The 10,351-nt window shown below is 61.8% G+C and carries 10 protein-coding genes; 3 read left to right on the top strand and 7 right to left on the bottom strand.

Annotation, left to right across the window (positions count from 1 at the left end; genetic code table 11):
• Positions 1-245 (bottom strand): ATP-binding cassette domain-containing protein (locus tag Q8R73_RS00310; RefSeq protein ID WP_305717556.1); only part of this gene is annotated, 245 nt, incomplete at its 3' end.
• A gap of 377 nt (positions 246-622) precedes the next feature.
• Between Q8R73_RS00310 and Q8R73_RS00305 the strand changes: the two genes are divergently transcribed.
• Entirely contained in the window at positions 623-1,297 is a 675-nt protein-coding gene (locus Q8R73_RS00305) for a Crp/Fnr family transcriptional regulator (RefSeq protein WP_305717555.1), read from the top strand.
• Between the two features lie 67 nt (positions 1,298-1,364).
• On the opposite strand, the gene Q8R73_RS00300 is transcribed toward Q8R73_RS00305, so the two are convergent.
• The 6 genes from Q8R73_RS00300 to Q8R73_RS00275 form a co-directional block, all read right to left on the bottom strand.
• On the bottom strand, positions 1,365-2,060 hold the full coding sequence (locus Q8R73_RS00300; RefSeq protein ID WP_305717554.1) for an ABC transporter ATP-binding protein: 696 nt from the start codon (positions 2,058-2,060) through the stop codon (positions 1,365-1,367).
• On the bottom strand, positions 2,060-2,809 hold the full coding sequence (locus Q8R73_RS00295) for an ABC transporter ATP-binding protein (RefSeq protein ID WP_305717553.1): 750 nt from the start codon (positions 2,807-2,809) through the stop codon (positions 2,060-2,062). The genes Q8R73_RS00300 and Q8R73_RS00295 overlap by 1 nt, the downstream gene beginning before the upstream one ends.
• Positions 2,806-4,107, bottom strand: a complete 1,302-nt coding sequence (locus tag Q8R73_RS00290) for a branched-chain amino acid ABC transporter permease (protein WP_305717552.1) — start codon at positions 4,105-4,107, stop codon at positions 2,806-2,808. Before Q8R73_RS00290 ends, Q8R73_RS00295 begins: the two co-directional genes overlap by 4 nt.
• Positions 4,104-5,051, bottom strand: coding sequence for a branched-chain amino acid ABC transporter permease (locus Q8R73_RS00285; RefSeq protein ID WP_305717551.1), 948 nt, complete (start codon positions 5,049-5,051; stop codon positions 4,104-4,106). Before Q8R73_RS00285 ends, Q8R73_RS00290 begins: the two co-directional genes overlap by 4 nt.
• Positions 5,052-5,123: 72 nt before the next feature.
• Entirely contained in the window at positions 5,124-6,380 is a 1,257-nt protein-coding gene (locus Q8R73_RS00280; RefSeq protein ID WP_305717550.1) for a branched-chain amino acid ABC transporter substrate-binding protein, read from the bottom strand.
• 458 nt (positions 6,381-6,838) lie between these two features.
• The gene (locus tag Q8R73_RS00275) at positions 6,839-7,666 is read right to left on the bottom strand and encodes a TetR/AcrR family transcriptional regulator (protein WP_305717549.1); all 828 of its coding nucleotides are present in this window, start codon (positions 7,664-7,666) and stop codon (positions 6,839-6,841) included.
• A gap of 349 nt (positions 7,667-8,015) precedes the next feature.
• Here Q8R73_RS00275 and gmd point away from each other — a divergent pair, with 349 nt between their 5' ends.
• Positions 8,016-9,101, top strand: a complete 1,086-nt coding sequence (gmd, locus tag Q8R73_RS00270; protein WP_305717548.1) for a GDP-mannose 4,6-dehydratase — start codon at positions 8,016-8,018, stop codon at positions 9,099-9,101.
• The gene (locus tag Q8R73_RS00265) at positions 9,082-10,026 is read left to right on the top strand and encodes a GDP-L-fucose synthase (RefSeq protein WP_305717547.1); all 945 of its coding nucleotides are present in this window, start codon (positions 9,082-9,084) and stop codon (positions 10,024-10,026) included. Before gmd ends, Q8R73_RS00265 begins: the two co-directional genes overlap by 20 nt.
• Positions 10,027-10,351: the final 325 nt, after the last annotated feature.

Raw genomic sequence — 10,351 nt, 5'->3', positions numbered from 1 at the left:
CCGATGCCGAGTCGCGGCCGTGCATTCGGATTGAGGGCGGTGATGTCCTGCCCGCGATAGAACAGCCGGCCTTCGGTCGGCTTGTAGCGGCCCGAAATGCAGTTGACGATCGAGGTCTTGCCGGCGCCGTTGGGGCCGATGATCGAGAACAGCTCGCCATCGTTCACGCCAAAACTGACCTCGGTGAGCGCGCGAACGCCACCGAAGCGCAGTGAAACCCCGCGCACTTCCAAAGCGTAATCCACTCGTCCCTCCGAGATAAGGCGCTTGACGCGCTCTTTATCTGTCTTGCTCTGACCGAGCCGATCATACATGGGCCGTGGCGGGTAGGCCATTCCAACCGGCGATGCCCTGTTCCACATCGCGTGGCAGGCGCATCCACCATCGTGCGGTAACGCCGCACCCGGTCTCCCTTTGGTCCTGGGTCTCCCCAGGATTCAAGAGCCGCGCTAAGAGATGGCCCTCAATAGGGTAAAGCGGTACTTTGAAATGTCTTGTGCCTGACAATCTCCAGGCAAATTACGCCAACGGCCTTTCAAGGAAAAGGCGCGGCGGCGGCTTGAAATTGTTGTTGCGGCGCAGCATGAGAGTGCGGACGCCTCGGGGGATGGTTCGGCGGTTCATGATTGCAGCGGATTACCTGAAGCGCATCGCGGCCTGGTCGCGCGAGTTGAATGAGCGGGAGACCGAGATCGCGCGCGCCGGCATCGTGGAAAAATCATACCGTGCCAATGAGTTCATTTTCATGCGCGGCGATGAGTTCGACTACTGGACCGGCGTGGTCACCGGTCTTGCCCGCATGGGCATCGTGTCCCGGGGTGGCAAGGCGGCCAGTTTCGCCGGCCTGACCGCCGGCGCATGGTTTGGCGAAGGGTCCGTGCTGAAGAAGGAACCACGGCGTTACGACGTGGTGGCGTTGCGCGATACCCGTCTGGCGATGATGGACCGCAGCACCTTCTTCTGGCTGTTCGAGAACAGCGTCGGATTCAACCGCTTCCTGGTCCGGCAGCTCAACGAACGTCTCGGCCAGTTCATCGGGCTGCTGGAATATGGCCGGACGCTGGACGCCACCGCGCGGCTGGCGCGGTCGATCGCCTCGCTGTTCAATCCCATTCTCTATCCGGACCTCACGCTGCATCTGGAGATCACGCAGGAGGAAATCGGGGCGCTGTCCGGCATGAGCAGGCAGAACGCCAATCAGTGCCTGAAGCGGCTGGAGAGCCAGGGACTGCTGCGGCTCGAATATGGCGGCGTCACCATCGTCGACCTGGAGCGATTGCGCCGCTACGGGGAGTAGCTATCCCGTTGCATGGCACGAGACATCGCACGAGCCTCGTCGCCTCCACATCCGAAACCGGTTCAGGTCAGACTTCCAGCCATTCCTTGCGGATGGCATCGTTGGCCTTCAGTTCGGCCGGCGTGCCCTCGAACACGATGCGGCCGTGGCCCATCACGTAGACCCGATGCGAAATCCGCATCGCGATCGAGAGTTTCTGCTCCACCAGCAGGATGGCGACGCCGCGGCGGGCAATCTCGGCGAGGAGATCGCCGACCTGCTGCACGATGATGGGCGCCAGTCCCTCGGTCGGTTCGTCGATCATGACGAGTTCGGGATCGCCCATCAGCGTCCGGCAAATCGTCAACATCTGTTTCTCGCCGCCCGACAGCACGCCGGCGGCCGTATCGGCGCGGGCGGCGAGGTTGGGAAACATCTCCAGCATGTCTTCCAGACGCCACTTGCCGGCGCGCCTGGTATCCTTGATGCCGAGCATCAGATTCTGCCGCACCGTCAGGCCGGGAAAGATGTCGCGATGCTCGGGCACGTAGCCGAGGCCGAGATGCGCGATCCGGTAGCTCGGCAGGCCCGCGATATCGGTGCCCTTGAACCTGATCGAGCCCTGCGGCGGCACTTCGCCCATGATGGCCTTGACGGTGGTGGAGCGGCCTACCCCGTTGCGGCCGAGCAGGCTGACGACCTCGCCGGCATCGATGCGCATATCGACGCCCTGCAGGATGTGGCTCTTGCCGTAATAGGCGTGCAGGTCGCTGACCTCCAGCATCAGGCGGCCTCCTCACCAAGATAGGCTTCCCGGACCTTCGGATTGCCGCGAATCTCCTCCGGTGTGCCCGAGGCGATGATCTGGCCATACACCAGCACCGAAATGCGATCGGCGAGGCCGAACACCACGCTCATGTCGTGCTCGACGATCAGCAGGGTGCAGCCTTCCGTCAGGCGGCGGATAAGCTCGACCGCGCGTTCGGTTTCGGCGTGGCTCATGCCGGCGGTCGGCTCATCCAGCAGGATGACGTTGGCGCCGCCGGCCACCGTGATGCCGATCTCGAGCGCGCGCTGTTCGGCATAGGTCAGAAGACCGGCAGGCACGTCGCGCCGGGCCGTCAGGTTGATGTCGCTGAGGATCCGGGCGGTTCGCTCGCGCACTTCCGGCAGATTGTCGATGTTCTTCCAGAACGTGTAGCGGTAACCAGCGGCCCACAGCACGGCGCAGCGCAGGTTTTCCCACACGCTCATATTGGCGAAGACGTTGGTGACCTGGAAGCTGCGCGACAGTCCGCGCCGGTTGATCTGGTAGGGCGGCAGGCCCGACACCACCTCGTCGCGCAGCAGGATGCTGCCGGTCGACGGCACCATGTAGCCGCTGATCAGGTTGAACAGTGTGGACTTGCCGGCGCCGTTCGGCCCGATCAGGGCGTGGCGCTCACCCTGCGCCACCGTCAGGCTGACATTGCGGATCACCGAGGTGATGCCGAAGTTCTTCTCGACGCCGCGCAGTTCGATGGCGGTACTCATGCGACCGCTCCCTTCTCGCGTGCGCCGCTGGTGGCCTCGTCCCAGGCATGGCCGACCATCGTCCAGGTCCTGCGCGCCACAAAATAGCCGCCGATCAGCAGGATTGCCGACATCGCCCAGAGATACCGGTTCGCCGCGTCGAAGGGCACGCCAAACGCCTTGATGTTGGAATCGTCGCCGGAATGGACGGCGTGAAACACGATTATTTCGGTCGCGAGGATCAGACCGATGAGCATGGCGAGCGTCGGTACGAAGGCGATCAGATAGCTCGGCAGCACTCTGCCGAACGTGCCGGCCTTCAACAGCGGGCGGTGCATCATCAACAGGCCGGTGATGCCGCCCGGCGCGAACACAACCACGGCGATGAAGATCAGCCCGAAATAAAGCTGCCATACCTGCGTCAGATCGCTGAGGCCGAGTGAAAGGAATGTGACGAAAATCGCGCCCACGATCGGGCCGATGAAGAACCCGACTCCGCCGATATAGGTGGCGAACAGCACGCTTCCCGACTGCACGGCGCCGAGATAGGCCGAATTGGCAATCTCGAAATTAATGGCCGCGAGAGCGCCCGCGATGCCGGCAAAGAAACCGGCAAAGCAGAACGCAATATAACGGACGACATGCGGATCGTAGCCGACGAACTGCACCCGCTCGGGATTGTCGCGCACCGCATTGCACATCCGCCCCAGCGGCGTGCGGGTGAGGGCGTACATGGCGATGACGGCCAGCAGCGTCCACCCCGCCACCAGATAATAGATCTGGATCTGCGGCCCAAAACTCCATTCGAACAGCCGGAACACCTTGGTGCGGTTGGCGGAGATGCCGGCTTCGCCGCCGAAGAAAGTGCGCAGGATCAGCGCCGACGAAGCGACCAGTTCGGCAACGCCGAGGGAGATCATCGCGAACGCCGTTCCGCTGCGCTGTGTCGAAACCCAGCCGAGCAGCATCGCGAAAAACAATCCGGTCAGCCCGCCGATCAGCGGCACCAGCGGCAGCGGGATTGGCAGCTTGTTGGCGCCGATGATGTTGATGGCGTGGATTACCAGGAAGCCGCCGAGGCCGTAATACACCGCGTGTCCGAACGACAGCATGCCGGTCTGGCCCAGCAGGATGTTGTAGGACAGCGAAAAGATGATCGAGATGCCGATCAGGCTGAAGGTGGTCAGCGATCCGCCGGAACTGAACAGCTTCGGCAGCAGCAGCAGAACGACAGCGGCCCCGATCCACAATCCGTAGAATTTCAGTTTTTCGGCGGCTGCCGGAGCGGGAGGTGCCACGCTCGATGTTGTCTCGGTCATGTCTCGCGCGTCCCGAGCAGGCCCATGGGGCGGAAGATCAGGATCAGGACGAGCAATACGTAGGGCATGATCGGCGCGATCTGGGCAATCGTCACGTTCCAGATATCGGCGAGCCAGGTCGCCGCATAATCGGGACTGAGCGGGCCGAAGGCGCCGGACAGTGAGCCGTTCATCGATACCGCAAAGGTCTGCACCAGGCCGATCAGCAGCGAGGCGACGAACGCGCCGGGCAGCGAGCCCAGTCCGCCGACCACCACCACCACGAACAGGATCGGTCCCAGCAATCCGGCCATGTTCGCCTGCGTCACCAGCGCGGGACCGGCGATGACGCCGGCGACGGCGGCGAGCGCGGTGCCGACACCGAACACCAGCATGAAGATGCGTCCGACGTTATGGCCGAGATGGCCAACCATGTGCGGATGGGTCAGCGCGGCCTGCACGATAAGGCCGATCCGGGTCTTCTTGAGCGTGATCAGCAGCGCCGCGAAGATCACGATCGAGACCAGCAGCATGAACATCTTGTAGGCGGGGTAGTTGGTGGAGAAGATCGTGAACGCCGGAAAATCCAGCACCGGCGGTATGCGGAAGTCCACCGGGCTCTTGCCCCAGATGATCTGCACGACCTCCTCGATCGCAAAGGCCAGGCCGAAGGTGAACAGCAATTCGGCGACATGGCCGTTCTTGTGGACCCGGCGCAGGCCGTAGCGCTCGACGGCGGCGCCGATCGCACCCGCCAGCAGCGGTGCGATCACCAGCGCGGGCCAGAATCCGAACCAGCGGCTGATCTGGAATCCGAAAAACGCGCCGAGCATGTAGAAGCTGGCATGCGCGAAGTTGAGCACGCCGAGCATGCTGAAGATGACGGTGAGCCCGCTCGCCATCAAGAACAACAGCATGCCGTACAGCACACCGTTCAACGTGGACATCACGATCAGTTCAAGCACGGCGCACCGCCTGGGGAATAAAGGACGCGTCCGCCCCGAAAGGTTCGGGGCGGACGGGTTACGCGTGAATGGTTACTTCGGCCGTTCCATCTTGCAGGTTGTCGGCAGCATGGTCTGGGCGGTCTCGATCTTGGCGATGAGCTTCCAGCCCCAGCCGGTCTTTTCCTCGTCGAACGGTTCCTTTGCAGTGCGTTCGCCGAGCGAGGCGATGTAGATCGGCTGGAAGAACTGGTGATCGTCCTTGCGCATGTTGCCCTTGCCGCCGCTGAAGACGTCAAATTCCATGCCTTCGAGCGCGAGCGCAACCTTGACCGGATCGATCGATTTGGCCTTGTCGGCGGCTGCCGCCAGCATGCGCATCTGGTTGACGGCGCGGGGGTAGAACAGGCTGAAGTCGTACTTGGCGCGGAGCGCCTTCTCGAACTCCTGCGACGGCTTGTTGTCGAGGTTGGCGATGCCTTCGACGACCTGGAAAACCTGATGGTTCAGGTTGGCCTGCTTGATAGCGGTCGGGCCGCCGGTGCCGCCGGCATAATAGGTGTACCAGTTCACCTTCAATCCGGCGTCCGCCGATGCTTTCAGCAGCAGCGCGAAATCCTGGCCCCAATTGCCGGTCACAACGGTGTCGGCGCCCGACGCCTTGATCTTGGCGATGTAGGGCGCGAAATCGGTGATTTTCAGCAGCGGATGGAGTTCGTCGCCGACGATCTTGATGTCCGGCCGCTTGGCGCCGAGCATGGCCTTGGCGGTGGTTCGGACCGACTGGCCGAACGAGTAATCCTGATTGATCAGATAGACGTTCTTGATGGCGGGCGTGGTCTTCATGTAGTTGGTGAGCGCCTCCATTTTGATGTCGGAATTGGCGTCCCAGCGGAAATGCCAGAAGCTGCACTTCTCGTTGGTGAGCACCGGGTCGACCGCGGCATAGTTGAAGTACAGAACTTCCTTGCCGGGATTGCGCTCGTTGTATTTCGTGACGAAATCCGTCAGCGCGCCGGCGACCGAGGAACCGTTGCCCTGGGTCAGGATCCGGATGCCCTGGTCGATGGCTTTCTGGGCCTGGATCAGGCTTTCCTGCGGATTGGTCTTGTTGTCGAAGGCCACGATTTCGACCTTCTTGCCGAGAATACCGCCCTTGGCGTTCAGCTCCTCGGCGAGGAACTGGAAGGTCTTCAGACCGATTTCGCCGATGCTGGCGCCGCCGCCCGACAACGGGTCGATATAGGCGATCTTGACTGTCTCCTGCGCCATCGACGGCGCGGCGGTCACGCCGAGCACGGACAGCGCGAGGGCTGTCGTGGCCAGTATCTTCGCAAGTGTCTTTCTCATGGAATTCCTCCGCATTGGACCTAACCGTTCACTCCCTGAACGGGAACCGTTTCCGAAGATGACGGCGCCCGTTCGCGCCCGGAATGTATTTTCCGGTACGCGTTTGTTTTTCGAGATTACTTCTTCAGTTTCGACCCGAGCCCATCGCTCGCCAGTGCACGCCGAGCCGGCTTTTTCAGGCCTGACAAATTCCGTTGAGAGCTAGCCGACCCGGTCCCGCAACGCAATGAGATCATGCTCGGTCGGCACGATTTCGCCCGGGCCATCTCAGCCAACGCGATGGGTCGGCCATCGTATCGTCGGGCCGGCATTTCTCTAATGTTGTGCCAACGGGACCGGTCGGCACAGTCACACGACGGCTCTCGGCATCATCCACCATCCTCCCGCCGCTCAACTATTATATTAGCTCACTCGTTAGTGAACATAATACTCATAAGAAATTCGAAGGCGCAAGGCCTTCAGATGCTCGCCACGCTTTTTCCACGCGCGCAAAGGGCCAAAAATCCGGCCGCCATAAACGTCGCCATTCGCTCCTTGACGGCAGCGTAATCACTCGATTTGCACAGGCCTTCAGAGAGCTTATCGATGCGCCCGGTCCGCGCAAGCGTCAGCATCAGTGCCCCGGTTACGAAGTGATAGCCCCAATAGATGTCCTGCTCCGCACAATCCGGAAGCGCCTTCTTGAGGAGACCGATCAGGCGCAAAACCACCGGATCAAAATGCCGGTCCATCAATTCGGCGCCCCATTCAGGCGTGTTCGCGACTTGCGCGCCGAGGGCGCCGTAGCTCCTCCAGCTTTCGCCCCCCTCGATGTAGAGATCGAGGTCACTGTCCAGGAACACACGGAGAGCTCCCTCGACCGAAGGCTTGCCCCCGGTTGCCCTGTCGTACTCGTCGAGCAACCTCATGCGCCGTTCGCTCGTTATGACAGCGCGTCGAGCGAACACGGCATCAAACAGCTTCTTCTTGTCCTCGAAGTAATAGTTGATCAGCGTATGATGCACGCCGATGCGTCCTGCGACGTCCTTCAACGTGACTCCATAAAGTCCGTGTCTCGAAAACAGAAACTCCGCGGCGTCAAGTATCTGTTCCATCATGTCGGCTCGCCGCTCGGCCTTGGCCGAGCCCGCACGCCCAGGTTTCTTTTTTTCCAGCAAGTTGAATTCCTTCCCTGTATTCGCCGCATGCCGGGCGAGCGGGATATTCCGCTCGCGGGCGCTTCTATTCAATAGGTTGTCGATCGGCAGGGGCTCAGCAAATATTCTGGTGCCGAGGTCCCAATACACTCTCCAAATTCCCGGATAAATCCCGTCGTGCCGGGATGCTTTGGCGGAAGAGACAAGGACCTCTTGAGCAGGAACGCGCAGGCGATCAACAAATTCGCGTCAACGGCGGCAACGAAGCGCTGAATGAAGCGTGCGCCGAGCGGCATATCGTCGGCCTGCAAGGCGCTTCCATCCTGGTGTAGTGTTGGCCCGGCGCGTCATTTGCCTGATTGAAGGGAGGCATGATAGGGGTTTGGCCGTCCGGCTTGCGTCCATGGGACCGTAGTCACCGGCCGGTCCAGCGCAACGTTTTGATGGTTTGTCGTCGCCCCGGCTGCTCTTGGGTAGTCCCGGCGTTGTTGGAGAAAAGATGACGATTCAGGATTCGAACCGGCGCGTTGCGCTGATCACCGGCGTCACCGGTCAGGATGGCTCCTATCTCGCCGAATATCTGCTCGGTCTCGGCTACACTGTGCACGGCATCAAGCGGCGATCGTCCTCGTTCAACACCGCGCGCATCGACCACCTTTACGAAGATCCGCACACCGGCAACGTTCCGTTCCTGCTGCACTACGGCGACATGACGGACTCGACCAACCTGATCCGGCTGATGCAGCAGATCCGGCCGACCGAGATCTACAATCTCGCGGCGCAGAGTCACGTCGGCGTCAGCTTCGAAAGTCCGGAATACACCGCAAATGCCGACGGGATCGGCGTTTTGCGGTTGCTCGAAGCTATCCGCATTCTCGGCATGGAGAAGGAGACGCGGTTCTATCAGGCCTCCACCTCCGAACTGTACGGCCTGGTCCAGCAGGTTCCGCAGAAGGAGACCACGCCATTCTATCCGCGCTCGCCCTATGGCGTCGCCAAGCTGTATGGCTACTGGATCACGGTGAACTACCGCGAGGCCTACGGCATGTATGCCTCCAACGGCATCCTGTTCAATCACGAGAGCCCGGTGCGCGGCGAAACCTTCGTGACCCGCAAGATCACCCGCGGCGTCGCCCGTATCGAGACCGGTCTCGAAGACACGCTGTATCTCGGCAATCTCGAGGCCAAACGCGACTGGGGTCATGCCAGGGATTATGTCGAGGGCATGCACAGGATATTGCAGGCCGAAGAGCCCGACGATTTCGTGCTGGCGACCGGCGAGGCGCGCTCGGTGCGCGAATTCGTCGAGCTGGCGTTCGCTGAAGTCGGCCGCGGCATCGAATGGCGCGGCAAGGGCGTCGACGAAACCGGCGCCGACCGCCAATCCGGCAAGATCGTGGTTCGCATCGACCCGACCTATTTCCGTCCTACCGAAGTCGATCTGCTGATCGGCGACGCCAGCAAGGCGCGCGACAAGCTCGGCTGGACGCCGAAGACGACGTTCGCTCAGCTGGTGAGCGAAATGGTGGCGGGCGATCTCGCGATTGCGCGGCAGGAGGTCGCCAATGGCAGCAGCTCCGTTTGAGCTGAGGGGCAAGACGGTGTTTGTTGCCGGCCATGGCGGGATGGTCGGCGCCGCGCTGGTGCGCAGGCTCGGCCGCGAAGATGTCCGGCTGCTGACGGTCAATCGCGGCGAGGTCGATTTGCGCGATCAGGCCGCGGTGGCCGGCTGGTTCGCCAAGGCGCGCCCGCAAGCGGTGTTTCTGGCGGCGGCGAAGGTCGGCGGCATCGTCGCCAACGACACGCTGCGCGCCGAATTCATCTACGACAACCTCATCATCGCCGCCAATGTGATCCATGCCGCGCACCTCAACGGCACCGAGAAGCTGATGTTTCTCGGCTCGTCCTGCATCTACCCGAGGCTGGCGCCGCAGCCGCTGCGCGAGGATTCGATGCTGACCGGGCCACTGGAGCCGACCAACGAACCCTATGCCATCGCCAAGATCGCCGGCATCAAGATGGTCGAGGCCTATCGCAGCCAGTATGGCTCCGATTTCATCAATGTGATGCCGACCAATCTGTACGGGCGCGGCGACAATTACCACCCGGAATACAGCCACGTCGTCGCCGCGCTGATCCGCCGGTTTCACGAAGCCAGGGTTTCCGGCGTGAACGACGTGGTGGTCTGGGGCACCGGCACGCCGCGACGGGAATTTCTCTACGTTGACGACATGGCCGATGCCTGCGTGCATCTGATGAAGACCTATTCCGGCGAGGAAATGGTCAACATCGGCACCGGCGTCGACATCACCATCGCCGAATTTGCGAGCGTGGTCGCGGCGACCGTCGGATACACTGGCGCGATCAGCTTCGACACCTCAAGACCCGACGGCACGCCGCGCAAGCTGCTCGACATCAGCCGCCTCGCTCAACTGGGCTGGCGCGCCAGCACCTCGCTCGAGGACGGTATCCGGCTGGCCTACCAGGCGTATCTGGCGGAGATGAAATGATCGCCGCCCGAGGCGGGTGCTTCGACCAGCAAGCGGGGAGGGCGTTACTCCACTCTATCTTTGCATGGGGTTGTTTTCACGATTTTTGGTCCAGGCCCGCTGTCAGCTCGGGTGGCTCTGAATTGTCAAAAGAGAGCTGGCCGACTATAGATGTCGCTCTCGCGATTGGGTTCCGTCCCGTTCCTCGATGCAACGCTGATTACTCCGACACTTGCATGGCTCACGGCTCAATCCCTTTAAGCGAGCTTGGCTGCAGCAAGCGCTAACTGTCTCCGTGGTAACGGAACATCCGATACATGTGGTGGTTGGCGTTTGTCGGCCCGAG

It is taken from the genome of Bradyrhizobium sp., from assembly GCF_030697065.1.
GTDB lineage: Bacteria > Pseudomonadota > Alphaproteobacteria > Rhizobiales > Xanthobacteraceae > Bradyrhizobium.
Note: the sequence above shows the minus strand (reverse complement) of the source record. Positions and strands in the feature narration are given on the sequence as shown.

Excerpts from the sequence above, each read along its gene's own strand:
- Q8R73_RS00305 (WP_305717555.1), top strand. The coding sequence starts at position 623 with ATGATTGCAGCGGATTACCTGAAGCGCATCGCGGCCTGGTCGCGCGAG.
- Q8R73_RS00300 (WP_305717554.1), bottom strand. The coding sequence starts at position 2,060 with ATGCTGGAGGTCAGCGACCTGCACGCCTATTACGGCAAGAGCCACATC.
- Q8R73_RS00295 (WP_305717553.1), bottom strand. The coding sequence starts at position 2,809 with ATGAGTACCGCCATCGAACTGCGCGGCGTCGAGAAGAACTTCGGCATC.
- Q8R73_RS00290 (WP_305717552.1), bottom strand. The coding sequence starts at position 4,107 with ATGACCGAGACAACATCGAGCGTGGCACCTCCCGCTCCGGCAGCCGCC.
- Q8R73_RS00280 (WP_305717550.1), bottom strand. The coding sequence starts at position 6,380 with ATGAGAAAGACACTTGCGAAGATACTGGCCACGACAGCCCTCGCGCTG.
- gmd (WP_305717548.1), top strand. The coding sequence starts at position 8,016 with ATGACGATTCAGGATTCGAACCGGCGCGTTGCGCTGATCACCGGCGTC.
- Q8R73_RS00265 (WP_305717547.1), top strand. The coding sequence starts at position 9,082 with ATGGCAGCAGCTCCGTTTGAGCTGAGGGGCAAGACGGTGTTTGTTGCC.